At 65.7% G+C, this 17,275-nt stretch carries 21 protein-coding genes and 1 pseudogene; 7 read left to right on the top strand and 15 right to left on the bottom strand.

From position 1 onward, the window contains the following. Nucleotides 1–243: 243 nt before the first annotated feature. Nucleotides 244–1,899 carry a fumarate hydratase gene (locus QX124_RS31430; RefSeq protein WP_315738752.1) on the bottom strand — a complete coding sequence of 552 codons (1,656 nt, stop codon included), beginning with the start codon at nucleotides 1,897–1,899 and terminating at the stop codon, nucleotides 244–246. A 235-nt stretch (nucleotides 1,900–2,134) separates the two neighbouring features. Between QX124_RS31430 and QX124_RS31425 the strand changes: the two genes are divergently transcribed. The 4 genes from QX124_RS31425 (at nucleotide 2,135) to QX124_RS31410 (ending at nucleotide 4,251) form a co-directional block, all read left to right on the top strand. Continuing rightward, entirely contained in the window at nucleotides 2,135–2,812 is a 678-nt protein-coding gene (locus tag QX124_RS31425; RefSeq protein ID WP_315799260.1) for an alpha/beta hydrolase, read from the top strand. Between the two features lie 109 nt (nucleotides 2,813–2,921). Beyond that, nucleotides 2,922–3,245 (top strand): hypothetical protein, encoded by a 324-nt coding sequence (locus QX124_RS31420; protein ID WP_315799259.1) that lies wholly within the window; start codon nucleotides 2,922–2,924, stop codon nucleotides 3,243–3,245. Nucleotides 3,246–3,384: 139 nt separating this feature from the next. After that, nucleotides 3,385–3,864: a hypothetical protein gene (locus QX124_RS31415; RefSeq protein ID WP_315799258.1), complete on the top strand. Its 480-nt coding sequence runs from the start codon at nucleotides 3,385–3,387 to the stop codon at nucleotides 3,862–3,864. Nucleotides 3,865–4,026: 162 nt separating this feature from the next. Then, on the top strand, nucleotides 4,027–4,251 hold the full coding sequence (locus QX124_RS31410) for a hypothetical protein (protein ID WP_315738755.1): 225 nt from the start codon (nucleotides 4,027–4,029) through the stop codon (nucleotides 4,249–4,251). Nucleotides 4,252–4,293: 42 nt separating this feature from the next. Here QX124_RS31410 and QX124_RS31405 read toward each other — a convergent pair whose 3' ends face one another. From QX124_RS31405 to flgB, 12 genes and pseudogenes are all read right to left on the bottom strand, one after another. After that, on the bottom strand, nucleotides 4,294–4,734 hold the full coding sequence (locus QX124_RS31405; RefSeq protein ID WP_315756547.1) for an SRPBCC domain-containing protein: 441 nt from the start codon (nucleotides 4,732–4,734) through the stop codon (nucleotides 4,294–4,296). Then, complete coding sequence (locus tag QX124_RS31400; protein WP_315799261.1) at nucleotides 4,734–5,060, bottom strand: metalloregulator ArsR/SmtB family transcription factor; 327 nt, start codon at nucleotides 5,058–5,060, stop codon at nucleotides 4,734–4,736. Before QX124_RS31400 ends, QX124_RS31405 begins: the two co-directional genes overlap by 1 nt. 59 nt (nucleotides 5,061–5,119) lie before the next feature. Then, the gene (locus QX124_RS31395) at nucleotides 5,120–5,824 is read right to left on the bottom strand and encodes a glutathione S-transferase (RefSeq protein ID WP_315778484.1); all 705 of its coding nucleotides are present in this window, start codon (nucleotides 5,822–5,824) and stop codon (nucleotides 5,120–5,122) included. Nucleotides 5,825–5,884: 60 nt separating this feature from the next. Next, a pseudogene (locus tag QX124_RS31390) lies at nucleotides 5,885–5,987 on the bottom strand (lectin); the annotation flags it as partial. Nucleotides 5,988–6,043: 56 nt separating this feature from the next. Beyond that, nucleotides 6,044–7,015, bottom strand: coding sequence for a Tim44 domain-containing protein (locus tag QX124_RS31385; protein WP_315778488.1), 972 nt, complete (start codon nucleotides 7,013–7,015; stop codon nucleotides 6,044–6,046). A gap of 179 nt (nucleotides 7,016–7,194) precedes the next feature. Beyond that, nucleotides 7,195–9,762, bottom strand: coding sequence for a cell cycle histidine kinase CckA (gene cckA / locus QX124_RS31380; protein ID WP_315799257.1), 2,568 nt, complete (start codon nucleotides 9,760–9,762; stop codon nucleotides 7,195–7,197). Nucleotides 9,763–9,917: 155 nt separating this feature from the next. Next, nucleotides 9,918–10,997 carry a flagellar biosynthesis protein FlhB gene (gene flhB, locus QX124_RS31375; protein ID WP_315738759.1) on the bottom strand — a complete coding sequence of 360 codons (1,080 nt, stop codon included), beginning with the start codon at nucleotides 10,995–10,997 and terminating at the stop codon, nucleotides 9,918–9,920. 12 nt (nucleotides 10,998–11,009) lie between these two features. After that, nucleotides 11,010–11,777, bottom strand: a complete 768-nt coding sequence (gene fliR, locus QX124_RS31370) for a flagellar biosynthetic protein FliR (RefSeq protein WP_315738760.1) — start codon at nucleotides 11,775–11,777, stop codon at nucleotides 11,010–11,012. Between the two features lie 203 nt (nucleotides 11,778–11,980). After that, nucleotides 11,981–12,244, bottom strand: coding sequence for a flagellar biosynthesis protein FliQ (gene fliQ, locus QX124_RS31365; RefSeq protein WP_008965881.1), 264 nt, complete (start codon nucleotides 12,242–12,244; stop codon nucleotides 11,981–11,983). A 106-nt stretch (nucleotides 12,245–12,350) separates the two neighbouring features. Then, nucleotides 12,351–12,707, bottom strand: coding sequence for a flagellar hook-basal body complex protein FliE (gene fliE, locus QX124_RS31360; RefSeq protein WP_315738761.1), 357 nt, complete (start codon nucleotides 12,705–12,707; stop codon nucleotides 12,351–12,353). Between the two features lie 16 nt (nucleotides 12,708–12,723). Continuing rightward, the gene (gene flgC, locus QX124_RS31355) at nucleotides 12,724–13,149 is read right to left on the bottom strand and encodes a flagellar basal body rod protein FlgC (RefSeq protein WP_315716023.1); all 426 of its coding nucleotides are present in this window, start codon (nucleotides 13,147–13,149) and stop codon (nucleotides 12,724–12,726) included. A gap of 29 nt (nucleotides 13,150–13,178) precedes the next feature. Next, a complete protein-coding gene (gene flgB / locus QX124_RS31350; RefSeq protein WP_315756551.1) occupies nucleotides 13,179–13,586 on the bottom strand; it encodes a flagellar basal body rod protein FlgB in 408 nt (135 codons plus the stop codon). A 356-nt stretch (nucleotides 13,587–13,942) separates the two neighbouring features. Here flgB and QX124_RS31345 point away from each other — a divergent pair, with 356 nt between their 5' ends. Both QX124_RS31345 and fliP read left to right on the top strand, forming a co-directional pair. Continuing rightward, nucleotides 13,943–14,998, top strand: coding sequence for a flagellar biosynthetic protein FliO (locus tag QX124_RS31345; protein WP_315799256.1), 1,056 nt, complete (start codon nucleotides 13,943–13,945; stop codon nucleotides 14,996–14,998). Beyond that, the gene (gene fliP / locus QX124_RS31340; RefSeq protein WP_315799255.1) at nucleotides 14,995–15,747 is read left to right on the top strand and encodes a flagellar type III secretion system pore protein FliP; all 753 of its coding nucleotides are present in this window, start codon (nucleotides 14,995–14,997) and stop codon (nucleotides 15,745–15,747) included. Before QX124_RS31345 ends, fliP begins: the two co-directional genes overlap by 4 nt. A gap of 64 nt (nucleotides 15,748–15,811) precedes the next feature. Here fliP and QX124_RS31335 read toward each other — a convergent pair whose 3' ends face one another. Then, nucleotides 15,812–16,474, bottom strand: a complete 663-nt coding sequence (locus tag QX124_RS31335) for a cation transporter (protein WP_315799254.1) — start codon at nucleotides 16,472–16,474, stop codon at nucleotides 15,812–15,814. A gap of 66 nt (nucleotides 16,475–16,540) precedes the next feature. Between QX124_RS31335 and QX124_RS31330 the strand changes: the two genes are divergently transcribed. Beyond that, nucleotides 16,541–16,948: a helix-turn-helix domain-containing protein gene (locus QX124_RS31330; RefSeq protein ID WP_315756555.1), complete on the top strand. Its 408-nt coding sequence runs from the start codon at nucleotides 16,541–16,543 to the stop codon at nucleotides 16,946–16,948. 86 nt (nucleotides 16,949–17,034) lie between these two features. On the opposite strand, the gene QX124_RS31325 is transcribed toward QX124_RS31330, so the two are convergent. Continuing rightward, the gene (locus tag QX124_RS31325) at nucleotides 17,035–17,271 is read right to left on the bottom strand and encodes a hypothetical protein (protein ID WP_315799253.1); all 237 of its coding nucleotides are present in this window, start codon (nucleotides 17,269–17,271) and stop codon (nucleotides 17,035–17,037) included. Nucleotides 17,272–17,275: the final 4 nt, after the last annotated feature.

The raw sequence follows: 17,275 nt of genomic DNA, 5'->3' as shown, positions 1-17,275 counted from the left end.
TCCTTCGAATCGGACGAAGCTTGCCTGTCAGGAATCAACCCGGTCTGAATTGTCAGGACTCAGCCCGGTTCATACCCTCGTGGACCCCCACCCCCAACCCCTCCCCGCAAGGGGGAGGGGAGCGCACCGTCGGCGTGCGAATTCGGTTGCCACGCTACGCACTCGGGCGAGTTGGGCCTCCCCCATACACCAACGGCCGGGATCGCTCCCGGCCGCCGCAACAAACATCACGCCCGCCTCACCTCAGCCGAGGTTGAGCTCCTTGAAGAAGTCGTTGCCCTTGTCGTCGATGATGATGAAGGCGGGGAAGTCGACGACCTCGATGCGCCAGATGGCTTCCATGCCCAGCTCGGGATATTCGACGACCTCGACCTTCTTGATGCAGTGCTCGGCGAGGTTCGCCGCCGCGCCGCCGATCGAGCCGAGATAGAAGCCGCCGTGCTTCTTGCAGGCCTCGCGCACGGCCGGCGCGCGGTTGCCCTTGGCGACCATCACCATCGAGCCGCCGGCCGCCTGGAACTGGTCAACGAAGGAATCCATGCGGCCCGCGGTGGTCGGGCCGAACGCGCCGGAGGCGTAGCCGTCCGGAGTCTTGGCCGGACCGGCGTAATACACCGGATGGTTCTTGAAGTAGTCCGGCAGCGGCTCGCCACGGTCGAGGCGCTCGCGCAGCTTGGCATGGGCGGCATCGCGCGCCACGATCATGGTGCCGGTCAGGGACAACCGCGTCTTGATCGGGTTCTTCGACAGAGTGGCGAGGATGTCCTTCATCGGCTGGTTGAGGTCGATCTTGACGACCTCGCCGCCGAGCGCCTGCTCGACCTCCGGCAAATACTGCGCCGGATGATGCTCGAGCTCCTCGAGATAGACGCCGTCCTTGGTGATCTTGCCGAGCACCTGGCGGTCGGCCGAGCAGGACACGCCGAGACCGATCGGCAAGCTCGCGCCGTGACGCGGCATGCGGATGACGCGGACGTCGTGGCAGAAATACTTGCCGCCGAACTGCGCGCCGACGCCGAGCGACTGCGTCATCTTGTGGATTTCCTGCTCCATCTCGAGATCGCGGAAGGCGTTGCCGTCCGGGGAGCCCTGCGTCGGCAGCGCGTCGAGATAACGGGCGGAGGCGAGCTTCACCGTCTTCATGCACAATTCAGCCGAGGTGCCGCCGATCACGATGGCGAGGTGATAGGGCGGGCATGCCGCGGTGCCGAGCGTCAGGATCTTCTCCTTCAGGAACGCCAGCAGCCGGTCCTTGGTCAGCACCGAGGGCGTCGCCTGGAACAGGAAACTCTTGTTGGCCGAGCCGCCGCCCTTGGCCATGAACATGAACTTGTAGGCGTCCTCGCCCTCGGCGTAGATCTCGGTCTGCGCCGGCATGTTGTTGGCGGTGTTCTTCTCTTCATACATCGACAGCGGCGCGACCTGCGAGTAGCGCAGGTTCCGGCGCAAGTATGCGTCGCGCGCGCCTTGGCTCAGCGCGGCCTCGTCGTCACCGTCGGTGATGACGTTGCAGCCCTTCTTGCCCATGATGATCGCGGTGCCAGTATCCTGGCACATCGGCAGCACGCCGCCGGCGGAGATGTTGGCATTCTTCAGGAAGTCGAGCGCGACGAACTTGTCGTTCGGGCTGGCCTCCGGATCCTCCAGGATGCTGCGCAGCTGCTTCAGATGGCCGGGGCGCAGGAAATGGTTGATCTCGCCGAACGCGGCCTCGGACAGCGTCCGCAACGCGTCGCGCGACACCACCAGCATGTCGCGGCCCAAGACCTTCTCGACCCGCACGCCCTCGGCCGTGATCTTCTTGTAGGGCGTGGTGTCCGGACCCAGCGGAAACAGCGGCGTGTGCTTGTAGGGCGGGACGGGCTTGGACTGGTCGGGGAAGGCGGTGGGCGCGTTCATGGAAGACTCGTGGGTTGAAGGGCCGGAAAACGCCTGTCCGAGGCACCCGGCGATAGAGCCGTTCTAAGCCCTTTTTGGGGAAAAGAAAGCGGCCGGACTGCGGATGGCGCCCATGCGGCTGGTCCGCAGCGGGGGGTGGTCCAGCGAGCCCAGGCGGGGGGCTTGACAAGGCTGATAGCCTGCAAGGCGAGAGCTGATCGAGACACGCTTCGACATCACATCGCGGAGGATCACCATGGCGACTTTTGTCCTCATTCCCGGCGGCTGGCGCGGCGGCTGGTGGTATGCCCCGCTCGCGGCGCGTCTCTGCCAGGCCGGTCATGCAGCCCATGCGATCACCCTGAGCGGGCTCGAGGAGACGCCTGCCCCGGGCGCGCACATCAACCTCGAGACACATATCGCTGACGTGCTGGAGTTGTTGGCGGTCAAAGATCTCTCAGGTGTCATTCTCTGCGCGCACAGCTATGGCGGCATGGTGGCCTCGGGAGTCGCGGATCGCGCGCCAGAGCGGCTTGCCGCGCTGATCTACCTGGATGCGTTCGCGTCGGACGATGGTCAGGCCTGGTGGGACCTTGCCGGGGACGACTATCGACGGCTGGTGATCGCGCAGGCCGGACATGACGGGCTCACGGTGCTGCCGCGCGACGGTGTCGATCCCCGGTGCCGGCCGCATCCGCTCGGCACTTTCGTGCAGCGGCTTCGTCTGACGCGCCCTCATCCCGAGCTGCCGCGCGTCTTCGTCTACGCGACCGGTTGGAGCGCGACACCGTTTACGGCGCAGTACGAGCGTCTGCGCAGTGATCCCGCCTGGACCGTGCGCACCGTCGCCTGCGCCCACGACGTGGTGAATTTGGCGCCTGATGAAACGTTCGAGGTGCTGATCGAGACAGCCCGGCAGATCGCCTCGGCGTGAAGCCGCCGCGGTTCGACGCCGTCACGAGCGAACGGCGAAATGAATTGAACCAGGGCAGCACCCTGCTAAACCTAAAGCTGTTGATCCATCCATTTGCGCCTGAGGTATCATGAAAAAGGGTCTGTTCGTTGCAGTCACTTTCGTCCTAAGCCTCGCGACCATGCTCCCCGGCAGCGCCGGTGCGGTCGGTCCAGGTTATTTGTGCGGCGGCCTTAACGGCAACACCTGCAATTTCGGCCTGTTCTGCGACCTCCCGGCCGACCATTGTGGCCAGGGGTTCGTCCTAAGGGGCGTTTGCCGGGTGAAGCCGCGGGCCTGCCCTCGCATCTACAGGCCGGTCTGCGGCTGCAATTACCAAACCTATAATAGCGACTGTCAACGCCTGGCCGCCGGCGTAGAGCTGATGCGTCAGGGCCGCTGCTTATTCCAATAGACCGATCGCGCCGCTTTCGCCGACATCTGACTGCGTCTCTCGACTCGTGTCACACGCGCGATGATCTTGTGCGGAGGCAGCGCATCGGCGCTTGCGTGATCTCCTCACGCCGGGTTCAATGGCGCGGGGGGAATTCGAAATGTGTTCGTATCATTGCTCGTTCGGCCGGGCGGTCCTGTTCGCCATCGTGTTTGCTCTGGGCGCGGCTCTGCTGCCGCAGTCCGCGCGCGCCGATCGCTGTGACGACCTCGCCAAGGAATTGAGGAACGGCATCGACGGCATCAAGATCGGACAGACCGCGGCGGGCACGGTCTATCTCGCCCATCCCAAGGCGCGCGAGCTCACGCTCGGCTGCTCGTCTAAGAACTTCAGCAATCAATTGTTCGGAAAAACCGACCGCAAGCCGCCGCCGGCCTTCATCGACCTGATGGCGAGCGCGGCGGCGATCGTGTTCACCTTGCCGAAGGACGACATGCAGCGCGGCGTCACACGCTGTTACCGCCGGCTCGGGATCTTCCGCGGCGACGACGTCGCCAGCCGCTACCGCCGGCTCGACATGCGTTGCGCCCGGACCAAGACCGAGTCCTCGATCACGATCAGCCGCAGCAAGGACCAATAGGCCGGGGTGACGCGATAGCCCTGTCGTTTCTGCGCCGGCGGCAGCGACCCGTTCACTATTCGCCGCGCCACCGACAGTTGCTGACAATTCGAGCGATCTGGTTGACGAAGTTTTCGTCAGGGATGGCCACGCTCATCGCAACACCAAGCGAGGAGCTGGACCATGTCCGTTTCGAGCGTTTCGTCGTCATCGCCGCCGCCCTCACCGCCGCCGGTCTCGACCGAGACGACCAAGCCGCAGACCCAAGACACGCAGACCCGGAATCAGACGCAGCAGAGCCAGGCCTTCAAGCCCGACAAGACCGGCGACGAAGCGGCCGCGGAGAAGCAAGCCTCCCGTCCGCCGCTGCCGCCCGGCCAGGGCACCCGCGTCGACATTCTCGCCTGACGATCCCACACCCTCAGGCCAACTTCGTATAGCGGCGGCGCCTCAGGCATCCGCCGCTATACGTGTGATGGCATCGCCGATCCGACTCCACCCCTGTCCCATGATGTCGAACTGAAACTTGTTGCCCGGGAAGACGAAGCCGTCATGGACCATCCGCAGATGCGTGCCGCCCTCGACCGGCGTCAACGTCCAGGTCACGACGCTGTCGAGCCGTAAGCCGTAGGCCGGGTTGGAGTCCGAACCGCCCTTCCAGGAATAGCTGAGCAGATGCGGCGGCTCACAGGCGAGCACCTCGCAATGAACGACGCCATCCCAGTCGCCCACCGGCTTGGTGCGGAAGGTGAAGCGATGCCCGGTGGCCGCGACGAAGTCGTTCGGCATCAACCATTTCGCGATCAGGTCGCTCGTGGTCAGCGTGCGCCAGATCTTGTCGGGCGAATGGGGCAGATGCTTCTCCACCACGATCGCATGCGTCTCACCCATCACGCGGTCTCCTTCAACAGTGCCTCGAGGCCGGCAATACGCTCATGCCAGAATGCGCGGTAATGACCGAGCCAGTCGACCAGCGGCGCCAGCCCTTTTGGCGCGACGCTATAATAGTTGTGGCGGCCGTCGCGCCGTTCGCTGACCAGCCCGGCGTCGCGCAGCGCCTTGAGATGCTGTGAGATCGCCGGCTGCGACACGCGCGAGCCCTGCACCAGGCCGGTGGCCGCCACCTCCCCCTCTCGCGCGATGCGCTCGAACACGGCCCGCCGCGTCGGGTCGGCAAGCGTCTTCATGACGGATGTCAGCTGGGCTTCGACGATCATGCCAGATATATAAGCCAATGCTTATACATCGTCAAGCGCGGCGCCGCGAAGCCTCGCCTTCACGCATCCAGCGCCTTGTAGTGGCGGAAGATGCCGTCCTCGTTGAAGGCGATGCGGCGCTCGCTGGCGAGATAGGCTGAGATGTTCGGCCGGCTGGCGACGCGGTCATGCAGCGCGACGAGGCTCGGGATGTTGCGCTCGAACGCCATCATGCGCTTCGGGAACGCGTAGCGCAGGCCGGCGACGATCTGGAACAGCGATAGGTCGACATAAGTGAGCCTGCGCCCGGTGACGTAGGCGCCACCGCTTTTCGACAGGAGCTGCTCGAAATAGCCGAGGAATTTCGGCACCCGCTCGCCCCAGAATTCGGCGGTGCGCTTCCTGGCCGGCGCACGTTGGTCCTCGTAGTACAGCGTCGGCCCCAGCGGATGATGCGTGTCGTGGATCTCGACGACGAAGTCGGTCACGGTGAGCTGCAATTGATGCACCCAGAGCTGGCCGGCTTCGGCCTTGGGCGCAAGGCCATGGCGGCTGCCGAGAAACAGCAGGATGTTGGCGGTCTGGCCGATGACGCGGCGGCCCGCTCTCAGGAACGGTGGCGCGAAGGGCGGCGTGTCGCTGTCCGCCTCCATCATCGCCGTCATCGCACCGATGCCGTCCTCGCGCGCGACGTCGCGATAGGCGGCGCCCGCCTCCTCCAGCGCGAGACGCACATATTCGCCGCGGCCCTGGATCATGGGCCAATAGTACAGCTCGTAACGCATGGGCCATCCTCGCAGTGATGCGCCCACACGTTCGGCTCGGACGACGCAACGGACGCAGTGTTAGTTCGCCGCGAAGCAGTATAGCAGCCCGTCACCGCCCGTGCGCTTCAGATCGGCCTGGGAACAGCCGCCATCGGGCCCGCGAGAGATGGGAATTGTTCCACAAGCAAAGGCGCCGCGGATTGCTCCGCGGCGCCTGATGAGGGTCTCAAGTCAGGCTCAGCTGACCTGCTGGATTCCCGATAGCTGCCAATCGGCGCCGGCGTGGCGCAGGAAGGTCCAGATCTCGGTGACCTCCTGCGGCTGGTCGGAGCCGTCGACCACCCGGCCCGAGGCGCGCTCGATGGTCTTGTCGGCCAAAGTGAAGCGCATCGCGACCGTGGCGTAGTCCGCGCCATTCTCGCGCCAGGCTTCGGCGAGGTCACCCTGCAGCAGCTTCACGGCGCTGACCTTGTTGACCACGCCGCGGGCCTGGTTCTGCTCGAGATCGCGCTCGAAATACGAGGCCATCTCCGGCGTCGACAGCAGCCGCAGGCGGCCGACATCCTCGTTCGACCAGGCGGACTGGATCTCGCCGAGCAGCCGCTCGAACGCCTCGTAGTCGGCGGGCAGGATCTGCAGCGGCGGCGTGTTGCTGCCACCGCCGAAGCCACCGAAACCACCAAGGCCGCTCAGGCCCGAGCGGAGGCTCGGCTGGCCGTCGGTGGGCGACGGCGCCGGGCCGGCGGCATAGGCCGGCTGGTTGCGGCGCTGCCACCAGGCCATCGCCATGCGCACCAGGAACACCACCAGCAGGACCTGGAGGATCAGACCGATGATCGAGGCGAAGCCGCCGAGGCCGGAGAAGAGCCCGCCGCCGAACAGCATGCCGAACAGGCCGGCACCGAGGAAGCCGGCAGCGAGGCCGCCGAGCAGGCCACCCGCGCGGCCACCGAACAGCCCGCCACGCGCGGGCGCGGCCGTGTTGAAGCCGCCGGGCTGGCCCGGCTGGGTGATGGTGCGGTTGAACTGCGACGCCGATCCCGGCGCCGTCGAGGTGGGAGGTGGCGCGGAGAAGGTGCGCGTGCCGCGGGAGCCCGAGCTGGAGCCGCCGCCGATCCGGGCGTCGGCCGCCGAGACGGCGAGCACCGTCGGCAGCGCCAGTGAAAGGGCCACGGCCATCGCCTTGAGGAGGCCGCTTTTGCGCTGCATGAAGCTCATCTGTGTTTCCCATAACTCCCCGGAATGGGGATGCCCGTAAGATGGGCACAACCGGCGAAAAGGGAAGGCGGCACGAGGCCGCGCGGCTGCGGCGCTGGGTCGCGGGATGAAGGCGCTCGGCCGCCTTGCCAAGGAACTTCCCAAGGAACTTCCCAAGGAACTCCGGTAACCTATTGCGGCGCCATGGTTTCCTTGACCGCCGCCACGAGCTGGCTGAGCGTGAAGGGCTTTGGCAGGAACGCGAACTGCTGGTTCTCCGGCAGGCTCTTCTCGAACGCATCCTCGGCATAGCCCGAGACGAAGATGATCTTGATCTCCGGATTGCGCTCGCGCATCGCTTTAAGCAGCGTCGGCCCGTCCATCTCCGGCATCACCACGTCGGACACCACGAGATCGAGCACGCCATCGCACTCCTCCAGCGCCTCCATCGCCTCGACGCCATTCGACGCCTCGATGACGCTGTAGCCGCGCGAGCGCAGGCCGCGCGCGTTCAGCGCCCGCAGGCCCTCCTCGTCCTCGACCAGCAGGATGGTGCCCTGCCCGGTCAGGTCGGCGCGCGGCTTCGACGCTTCCGCTGCGGCCGGCTCCTTGGCGGCGCCGTTGACCGCGTGCGGCTCGGCCTGGACCTCCGGAACGACGATGTGCCGCGGCAGGAAGATCTGGAACGAGGTCCCCTTGCCGACCTCGCTGTCGACATAGATGAAGCCGCCGGTCTGCTTGATGATGCCGTAAACGGTCGACAGCCCGAGGCCGGTGCCCTTGCCAACCTCCTTGGTCGAGAAGAACGGCTCGAAGATCTTTTCGCGGATCTCGGCCGGAATGCCGGTGCCGGTGTCGCTGATCTCGATGCGGACGTAGTCGGCGACCGGCATGCCCTTGTAGGCGGCCTGCGCGACCTCGTCGGCCGAGACGTTGGCGGTGCGCACCGAGAGCTTGCCGCCGTCGGGCATCGCATCGCGGGCATTGACCGCGAGATTGACGACCACCTGCTCGAACTGCGAGACGTCGACCTTGACCGGCCACAGGTCGCGGCCATGCACGAGGTCGAGCTTGACCTTCTCGCCGATCAGCCGGCGCAGCAGCATCGTCAGGTCGGACAGCGCGTCGCCGAGGTCGAGCACCTGCGGCCGCAGGGTCTGGCGGCGCGAGAACGCCAGCAGCTGCCGCACCAGGGTGGCGGCGCGGGTCGCGTTCTGCTTGATCTGCATGATGTCCTGGAACGACGGGTCGGTCGGCTTGTGCGCGTTCAGCAGGAAATCGTTGGCCATCATGATGGCCGAGAGCACGTTGTTGAAGTCGTGGGCGATGCCGCCGGCGAGCTGGCCGACCATCTCCATCTTCTGCGACTGGTTGATCTGGTTCTCCAGCGCGCGGCGCTCGGTGGTCTCGAGCAGATAGACGATCGCTGCTTCCGTCTCGCGCTCGTCCTCGTCGACGGCGGTGACGAAGAACTGGCCGAAGCGCTCCTTCGCGCCCTCCAGCATCACCTCGACCGGCGGAATGTCCGCCTGCCCTTCCGAGGCCTGGTTGATCGCAGCGATCAGGAGATGCCGGTCGCGCTGGCTGACGGTGCGGAAGATCGATTTCGCCGCGGCCACATCGCCGCTGACGCTCTGCGCCAGCTTGGCATAGCGCGCATTGGCCCTTACGACGGCGCCGCCGCGGTCGACGGTCGCGATCGCCATCGGCGTGTGGTCGAAGAAGCGCATGAAGCGCACCTCGGCGGCGCGCTCCGGATCCGAGCGCTCGTCGCGGGCGCGGCTGATGACCAGGGTGCGCGACGACCCGGGCTTGCCGTCGGCGCCGAAGGCGAGCTTGTGATAGAGCCGCGCCGGCATGGTCTTGCCGCCGCGCATCTTCAGGTCGATGTCGAACACCTCGGTGCGGACCTCGCCGGGCACCGCGACGATCGAGGTCAGCAAGGACGCGCCGTCGCCAGAGACGACGTCGGCGAGCTTCAGGCCGCCGGAGCCGATCTCGGCGAGATCGTAGTCGAGCCAGTTGGCGAGCGTGGCGTTGACGTAGACGAGGCTGCCTTCGGGATTGACTGAGAAGAAGCCGCACGGCGCATGGTCGAGATATTCGATCGCATGCTGCAGCTCCTGGAACACGTCCTCCTGGCGCTCGCGATCCCTGGTGATGTCGGCGATCGACCACACCGCGTAGCGGGCATGGCGCTTGGTCTGGCCGAGCGGGCGCACGCGCATCCGCAGCCAGCGCCCCTGCGCGCCTTCGGCCGCAGTGATGCGTACCTCCTCCTGCTGCCGCTTGCCCTCGCGCGCCGCCTTGAGCAGGCGGAACACCGCTTCGGAGACATCGGGATTGCCGATGAAGACACGCTCGACGGGACGCGCTTCCTGCGCGGTCGCCGCTCCCGTCATGTTGAGATAGGCGGCGTTGGCGTAGACGACATGGCCGCGCGGATCGGTCACCGCGAGGCCATCGAAGGCGTGATCGGCGATCGCGCCCATCACCGGATCGTCGGTCGCCTTGTCGGCGAAGCGGACGATGCCGGCGGCGAACGCGAACAGATTGAACAGGCCGACGGTGGCAAGCAGCGACAGCAGCCCGAGAATGTAGGGCTGCGCCTGGGCGCGGCCGATCGTCATCAACGCGATCGCGACCGCGACGAGACCGAACGCCACCAGCAGGATCAGCAGAATGCTGCCGCTGCGGCGCGGCCGCTCCGGCAGGCCCACCTGATCCTGTAACCCATCGTTGTCGGAATCGGCGCTCATGGCTCGGGGACGCGACCTGTCGGCTGGGAGCCCCAGCCCGTTCGCGCGGCTCCCCCTTCCACCTGCCTGAATCGACGGGTCAAGCGCAAGCCCGTCAAGCCGATATTCCATGATTTATCCGTATTTTGCGGTCCGTCCGGGGACCGAATCGGTTGTCATCGCGGGCGCCCCGAGAGGTTGCGCCGCAGCCCCATCACGTAGCCGATGATCTCAGCGACGGCGTGATAATGTTCCACCGGGATCTCCTCGTCGATCTCGACCGTGGCGTAGAGCGCGCGCGCCAGCGGCACGTTCTCGACGATCGGGATGTCGTGCGCCTTGGCGACCTCCCGGATCTTGAAGGCGATGTTGTCGACGCCCTTGGCGACGCAGACCGGGGCCGACATGCCGCGCTCGTAGGACAGCGCGACCGAGTAGTGGGTCGGGTTGGTGATGATCACGGAGGCCTTTGGAACCGCAGCCATCATGCGCTTCTTCATGCGCTGCTGCCGGATCTGCCGGATGCGTCCCTTGACGTGCGGGTCGCCTTCCGACTGCTTGAACTCCTCCTTCATCTCCTGCACCGACATCTTCTGCCGCTCGTACCATTGCCGATACTGGAACAGGTAGTCGCCGATCGCGACCAGGGCGAGCAGCGCGACCACCGAGCCCATCAGATGCGTGGTCAGCGACATCGTAACGCCGAGCAGCTCGCTGACGTCCATGTGCAGCAGCGATTCGAGGCGCAGCCGCTCCGGCCACAGGATCATGACCATGACCGTGCCGAGCAGCACGAGCTTGAAGAGACCCTTGGCGAAGTTGGCCGCGGCCTGCTTGCCGAACAGGCGTTTGGCGCCGGCCAGCGGCGAGATCTTGCTCAGGCTCGGCTTCATCGGCTCGCCCGACCAGACCAGGCGATGCTGCATCATGTTGCCGGCGATCGCCGCCAGCATCACCATCAGGATCGGCACGCCGATCGCCGCGATCACGGCGAACGACAGGCTGCGCGCCAGCGCCAGCAGGCCGGCGCCGTCGGTGTGGATCATCCAGGAATTGGCGATCAGGTTGCGCATCGGCACCAGCACCGCGGTGCCGATCGAGCCCGAGAAGGTCGACATCACCAAGGTCGCGGAGGCGATCACGAACCAGGTGTTGAGCTCCTGACTCTTGACGACGTCGCCGCGCTCGAGCGCCTGGTCCAGCCGCTTTTGCGTCGGGTCTTCTGTTTTGTCTTCGGAATCGGCCTCATCGGACATCGATCGGCCCCCTCACCGCGGCATCATCTCGTGCATGACGCCTTCGAAATAGCCGAGAAACGTTCCCATCATCGCGGTCAGGACCAGCGCGAAGATCAGGAAGCCGATCAGGATCGAGAGCGGCGCACCGACGAAATAGACCTGCATCTGCGGCATCAGCCGCGCCAGCACGCCGAGCCCGATGTTGAAGACCAGCCCGAACACCAGGAACGGCGCCGATAATTGCAGGCCGATCTTGAACGCCGTGGCAAAGGCCTTGGTCGCCAGCGAGGCGACGTCGCCGCTCGGGATCAATTCGCCCGGCGCGAAGATCTTGTAGCTGTCGCTGAGCGCCGCGATCACCAGGTGATGGCTGTCGGTCGAGAACAGCAGGGTCACGCCGAGCATGGTGAGGAAGTTGCCGATCAGGACGCCCTGCTGGCCCTGCGTCGGATCGACCGCGGTGACGAAACCGAGCCCCATCTGCTGCGCGATCACGGAGCCCGCGACCTGCAGCGCCGACAGCGTCACCCGCGCCGTCGCGCCGAGCACGATGCCGATCACGATCTCGTGCACCATCATCACCAAGAGCGGCGACAACGCCTGCAGGTCGACCTGATAGGCCTGACGGTGCAGCGGCAGCACGATCATCGTGAGCAGCAGCGCGGTCGCGAGCTTGATGCGGACGGGGATGTTGACCTCGCCGAGGCCCGGCAGCAGCATCACCATCGCGCCGACGCGCGCGAAGGCCAGCATGAACACGGCGGCCAGCGCCGGAAGGAAGGAAATATCGATGCGCATCGTCCGCCGTCACGGCCCTTTCGACCGCATGCTGGTGCGGCACGACGGTCTTTGAAGAGACAGCCTGCGACGAGACAGCTTGCGAAGAGTTCGCCCGAAAGGCCGCCAGCTCACGGCCGAAAGCAGCAGCGCCCCCCGCACTGCTCCTCGCGACCGCTCGCAGCGCCCTCACGCAGGCTAGCCCTGCTGCCCCGGACATTGCCTCATCCGCCGATGATTCGCGACGAGATCCGCATCATGTGCGAATGCAGCGCATCGGCCATGAACGGCAGCGCCAGCAGCAGCGTCACGAAGATCGCAATGATCTTCGGCACGAACACCAGAGTCTGCTCCTGGATCTGCGTCAGCGCCTGAAACAGGGAGACGACCACGCCGACGACGAGGCCGACCACCATCAGCGGCGAGGAGACCAGCACGATGGTCCAGATCGCATCGCGCGCCACATCGAGCGTTTCAGCTCCCGTCATGTCCTGTCGTTCCTCACTGTCGATCGGTTCCGGTCCGGCACCCGCCTCATCGCGCATCGCGCGCAGTCGCGGCAGACGGCAAATCCTGATGCGTTACGAGTTGCGCCTAGATCGTCATCTTCATCACGTCTTCATAGGCCTGGATCACGCGGTCGCGCACCGACACCAGCGTCGACACCGCGACATCGGTTTCGGCGACCGCCGTGACGACATCCATGACGTTCGCCTTGCCCGCGGCCATCGCGACCGCCTGACTGTCCGACTTGCGTCCGGCCTCCATCACGCTGCCGATCGCATCCTTCAGCACCGCGCTGAATGACGGACCACCCTTGTCGGCGCCGTTGCCGCTGCCTAGCACGTCGCGCACGCGCCCGAGGCTGCCGAAGGCACCGCTCGAGCCGCCGGCGTCGAGCACGCGGGCGGAATTCGCATAGGCATTAGCTGCGGAGATTGGGGAGGCCATGACTTTCGTTCCTGTCCTAGGTCTTCAGAATGTCGAGTGTGCGTTGGATCATGCGGCGCGTGGCGCCGATGATGTTCAAATTCGCCTCGTAAGACCGCTGTGCATCGCGCATGTCGGTCATCTCGATGAGCGGATTGACGTTGGGGTACTTGACATTGCCGGACGCGTCCGCGGCCGGGTTACTGGGGTCGTATTTGACGCGGAACGACGATTGATCGGGCACCACCTTGCCGAGTGCCACCACCTTGGCGTCAAGCGCACGGTCGAGCGCCGAGGTGAATGTCGGGACCTTGCGGCGATACGGATCGCCACCCGCTTTGGCGGCGGTCGAATCGGCATTGGCGATGTTCTCGGAAATGACGCGCATACGCCCCGCCTGCGCACGCAGGCCGGAGGTCGCAATGCTCATCGAGCGCAGGAAATCGCTGGAGTCGTTTGCCATGCTTGTCGGTCTCCGTCCTCAACTCCGGCTCAGGCCTTGCCGATCGCCGTCTTCAACAGATGCAGGCTCTTGCCGTACAACGAGGTTGCCGCGGCATAGTCCATCTGGTTGGCGGAGACCTTCAGCATCTCCTCTTCGAGGCTCACCGCGTTGCCGGCGGGCCTCGTCTGAAATCCGGCCTTGCGGTTCTGGTCGAAGCTCGCGCTCTCGCCCGACGACGGTGCGATGTGCGCGGTGCTGGTCCGGGTCAGCGACAGCGGCGCAAAGCCGCCGACCGCCTGGCCGGTTGAATCGAACTTCGGCTCAACCAGATCCTTCGGCTTGAAGTTGGGCGTATCCGAATTGGACACGTTCTCCGACAGCACGCGCTGGCGCTCCTGGTGCCATTGCATCTTGGTCCGCAACGCCGACAACACGGGGAGATCGTTGATGGACATGGCGCTGCTCGGTTATGTCCGGCTACCGGACGGTTTGGGTAGGTAGAAATTGCCGTGCATATGGTTAACAAGGAGTTAAGAAACGGTGCGATGCCCACCGGGACATTCCCGGGGTTTTGACGATTTCTTAGGAAAGTGCCGGGGTCCCAGCCGACCGATGCATCATTACGGGACGGCGCGGCTCGCCAAGAAGTCGTTTTGGCCCGGCCGATTCATGGGTTATTAAGAGGCCGAGCGGCAGTTCCTGCCGTCATGCGTTAACAGGTTGGTTCCGGTTCTGAAGCTCCGTTCGCTGCCGGCGATGCGTTGGACAGACGAGAGACTTCGAAAGGACGCGGTATTTGCCGGGGACAGAGATGCAGGCACTGACGTTCTTTTTTGCATTCGTGGCGGTGCTGGCGCTGATCGGCCTCGCCGCGTGGCTGGTCCGTCGATTCGCGGGCAATCGTCTCGGCACCAACCCGAATCGCGGCCGCATGCCCCGGCTTGCCGTGATCGATGCCGCCGCCGTCGATGGCCGCCGCCGTCTCGTGCTCGTGCGCCGTGACAACATAGAGCATCTTTTGATGATCGGCGGGCCGACCGACATCGTGGTCGAATCCAACATCGTGCGCGCCATGCCGGCGCGCGAGCAATTGCCGCAGCGGCCGGGCATCAATGAAGAACGGCCAGCGGCGCGCATCGCGCCGCTGCCGGATGCGCCGTCCTGGGCCGACAACGAGCCGAAGACCGAGGCTGCCGAGCCGCAGATGCCGGAGCCGCCGCAGCGCCCGATGCGGCCGTCGTTCATCGATGAGGTTCGCCGCACGGGGCCGGCTGCTGCTGAGCGGCGTGAGCCGGCACCGGCGTTCCCGCCGGAATCACCGCTCCCTCCGCGCCGTCCCGATCCCCGCCAGGACCTCCGGGCGGACGTCCGTGGAGAGCCGCGCGGCGGCGACGAAGCCCGCCCGGAGCCGCGCCCCGAGCGGGCGCCCCGCGGTGAACCGGTGATGCCGCGCCCGCTGCGCCCCGCCGAGCCGCAACGGCCGGCCGAGGCGCCGCGCCCCTCCGAGGGGCCCCGGCTGCCGCCGGTGCGGAGCGCTGAACGCGCTGCCGAGCGCGTCGAACGCGTGGCGGCGCCGCCGCTGCCGCCGATTGCGCAGATGCCACCGCCACCGCCACCGCCGCCGGTTGCGCCGCCGCCCGTAGCGGCCGATCAGAGCGCCGAAGCCAATCTGGCCGAGATGGCGCAACGGCTCGAGGCCGCGCTGCGGCGTCCATCGGCCGATCCGTCGGCTGCTCCAGCCTCGGGTCCCCGGGCGGCCGCACGCAGCGAGCCGGCTCCGGCGCAAGCCGCGCCGGTCAAGACCAGCTTCGAGAATCTGGAGGACGAGATGGCCTCGCTGCTCGGACGTCCGAAGTCGTCTCAGTGAGATCGCTGCTTCCCCCGCGTAGAGTTGTCTTCATCGCTGTTCTGACTGCCGCCGGTTTACTGGCGGGACGAGCTGCTGCGCAGGACATCAGCATCAATCTCGGCGCCGGCGGTGGCGGCGTCACCGAACGCGCGGTCCAACTGATCGCGCTGCTCACGGTGCTGTCGATCGCGCCGTCGATCCTGATCATGATGACGTCGTTCACGCGCATCGTGGTCGTGCTGTCGCTGCTACGCACGGCGATGGGCACTGCGACCGCCCCGCCCAACTCGGTCATCATCGCGCTTGCGATGTTCCTCACGGCGTTCGTGATGGGCCCGGTGCTGCAGAAATCCTATGATGACGGCATCCGGCCCCTGGTGGAAAACCAGATCGGCGTCGAGGACGCGCTGCAGCGCGCCTCGGTGCCGCTGCGCGGCTTCATGCAGAAGAACGTGCGCGAGAAGGACCTGAAGCTGTTCATGGACCTCTCCGGCGAGCCGCCGCCGGCGACGCCCGACGACCTGTCGCTGCGCATCCTGGTGCCGGCCTTCATGATCTCCGAGCTCAAGCGCGCCTTCGAGATCGGTTTCCTGCTGTTCCTGCCCTTCCTGATCATCGACCTCGTGGTCGCCTCGGTCTTGATGTCGATGGGCATGATGATGCTGCCGCCGGTCGTGGTGTCGCTGCCGTTCAAGCTGATCTTCTTCGTGCTGGTCGACGGCTGGTCGCTGGTGGCCGGCAGCCTGGTGCAGAGCTACGGCGGGTAGGTTTCACCTGTCATGATGCGCGAGAGGCAGTAGGCTCGTGTCTCCCATTGACGCGTACCCTCGATCAGTTCGCCCGGATTGGGCTTGCGACGGGGCGCGATGTGGAGGAGCCGCGCAACTCGACGCGAGCTCGCTGTATGATGTGCCAGCCACCGCTCAAACCAAGCGCGGCCATGATCGCCGCCACAATGAGATCCGGCCACGCCGTGCCGGTGCCGAACACACCGGCTGCGGCCGCGAGTACGGCGATGTTGCCGAGCGCATCGTTCCGGGAGCAGATCCAGACCGACCTCATATTCGCGTCGCCGACGCGGAAACGGTAGAGCATGACGGCCACGCCTGCATTGGCGACAAGAGCGAGCATGCCGACGACCCCCATCGTCCTCGCCTCCGGGAGGGTGCCTGCAATTGCGTGCCAGACAGTGGAGGCAAGGACAAGGACGCCAAGCAGGACGAGCGACCAGCCCTTCAGAAGGGCGGCGCGTGCTCGCCAGGTCAACGCGAGTCCCGCCACTCCGAGGCTGATCGCATAGTTGGCCGTATCACCGAGGAAGTCGATTGCGTCCGCCTGCAGCGAGGCCGACCCGGCCGCCACGCCTGCTGCGATCTCGGCCAAAAACATGGCTCCATTGATGGCCAACGCAATCCAGAGCGCACGACGCCAGCGGGGGCTGTCCAGTTCCCTCGGAGGGGAAGACGAACAGCAGTCATCATGACAACCAGCCATATCGTCGCCTCTTACAAGATGATGCGACGTCCTATATGGACCCTGTAGCCACTACAGGGTCAAGCCATGTCACGACTGACCATCGGAGACCTCGCGAAGCGGACCGGCACCAAGGTCGAAACGATCCGGTATTATGAGCGGATCGGTCTGCTACCGGTTCCGGCGAGAACCGAGGGCAACTACCGAGCCTATGACAACGACCAACTGGGGCGACTGAGCTTCATTCGGCGTGCCCGCGATTTGGGCTTCTCCATCGACCAAGTCCGTGACCTGCTGGATCTCGCCGATCAGCGAGACCGCTCGTGCGAAGCGGTTGACGTCATCGCAGGCCAACACCTGGCAGAGATCGAACGCAAGATCTCAGACCTCGTGGCGCTGCGTGACGAACTTGCCGATGTCATAGGGCGCTGCAAGCACGGCACCGTTGCCGACTGCCGCATCATCGAAGCGCTTGCGCCGCATCGCTCTGACTGAACGAACAAGACAATTACCGATCCACTGGCTTCGCAAAGCAGTCTCGAACTTTCGTCTTGGCGCGCTTCGGACGGATTCAGAATCGCTCACCCCACGACATCGTACTGCTTGCTCAGCTCGTCGCTGATCTTCACCAGCGTCGACATGCTCTCCGGATAGCCGGGGCGCGTCGCCGTGCCGGGATCGGCCTTGGCGCAGAGCTCCCATTTGGTGCCCCAGCGGAGCACCGAGATCGCCATGCCGTCGCGACAACCGACCCGCGCCTTCAGCTCCGCCTTGGCCATCGCGATGAGCTCGGCTTCGGTCTTGGTCGGCTTCGTCATGTCG

The sequence above is a fragment of the Bradyrhizobium sp. SZCCHNRI3043 genome (assembly GCF_032377735.1).
In the GTDB taxonomy this organism is placed as follows: domain Bacteria; phylum Pseudomonadota; class Alphaproteobacteria; order Rhizobiales; family Xanthobacteraceae; genus Bradyrhizobium.
This window is presented reverse-complemented; position numbering and strand designations above follow the sequence as displayed.

Excerpts from the sequence above, each read along its gene's own strand:
- QX124_RS31430 (WP_315738752.1), bottom strand. The coding sequence starts at position 1,899 with ATGAACGCGCCCACCGCCTTCCCCGACCAGTCCAAGCCCGTCCCGCCC.
- QX124_RS31425 (WP_315799260.1), top strand. The coding sequence starts at position 2,135 with ATGGCGACTTTTGTCCTCATTCCCGGCGGCTGGCGCGGCGGCTGGTGG.
- QX124_RS31420 (WP_315799259.1), top strand. The coding sequence starts at position 2,922 with ATGAAAAAGGGTCTGTTCGTTGCAGTCACTTTCGTCCTAAGCCTCGCG.
- QX124_RS31415 (WP_315799258.1), top strand. The coding sequence starts at position 3,385 with ATGTGTTCGTATCATTGCTCGTTCGGCCGGGCGGTCCTGTTCGCCATC.
- QX124_RS31410 (WP_315738755.1), top strand. The coding sequence starts at position 4,027 with ATGTCCGTTTCGAGCGTTTCGTCGTCATCGCCGCCGCCCTCACCGCCG.
- QX124_RS31405 (WP_315756547.1), bottom strand. The coding sequence starts at position 4,734 with ATGGGTGAGACGCATGCGATCGTGGTGGAGAAGCATCTGCCCCATTCG.
- QX124_RS31400 (WP_315799261.1), bottom strand. The coding sequence starts at position 5,060 with ATGATCGTCGAAGCCCAGCTGACATCCGTCATGAAGACGCTTGCCGAC.
- QX124_RS31395 (WP_315778484.1), bottom strand. The coding sequence starts at position 5,824 with ATGCGTTACGAGCTGTACTATTGGCCCATGATCCAGGGCCGCGGCGAA.
- QX124_RS31385 (WP_315778488.1), bottom strand. The coding sequence starts at position 7,015 with ATGCAGCGCAAAAGCGGCCTCCTCAAGGCGATGGCCGTGGCCCTTTCA.
- cckA (WP_315799257.1), bottom strand. The coding sequence starts at position 9,762 with ATGAGCGCCGATTCCGACAACGATGGGTTACAGGATCAGGTGGGCCTG.
- flhB (WP_315738759.1), bottom strand. The coding sequence starts at position 10,997 with ATGTCCGATGAGGCCGATTCCGAAGACAAAACAGAAGACCCGACGCAA.
- fliR (WP_315738760.1), bottom strand. The coding sequence starts at position 11,777 with ATGCGCATCGATATTTCCTTCCTTCCGGCGCTGGCCGCCGTGTTCATG.
- fliQ (WP_008965881.1), bottom strand. The coding sequence starts at position 12,244 with ATGACGGGAGCTGAAACGCTCGATGTGGCGCGCGATGCGATCTGGACC.
- fliE (WP_315738761.1), bottom strand. The coding sequence starts at position 12,707 with ATGGCCTCCCCAATCTCCGCAGCTAATGCCTATGCGAATTCCGCCCGC.
- flgC (WP_315716023.1), bottom strand. The coding sequence starts at position 13,149 with ATGGCAAACGACTCCAGCGATTTCCTGCGCTCGATGAGCATTGCGACC.
- flgB (WP_315756551.1), bottom strand. The coding sequence starts at position 13,586 with ATGTCCATCAACGATCTCCCCGTGTTGTCGGCGTTGCGGACCAAGATG.
- QX124_RS31345 (WP_315799256.1), top strand. The coding sequence starts at position 13,943 with ATGCAGGCACTGACGTTCTTTTTTGCATTCGTGGCGGTGCTGGCGCTG.
- QX124_RS31335 (WP_315799254.1), bottom strand. The coding sequence starts at position 16,474 with ATGGCTGGTTGTCATGATGACTGCTGTTCGTCTTCCCCTCCGAGGGAA.
- QX124_RS31330 (WP_315756555.1), top strand. The coding sequence starts at position 16,541 with ATGTCACGACTGACCATCGGAGACCTCGCGAAGCGGACCGGCACCAAG.
- QX124_RS31325 (WP_315799253.1), bottom strand. The coding sequence starts at position 17,271 with ATGACGAAGCCGACCAAGACCGAAGCCGAGCTCATCGCGATGGCCAAG.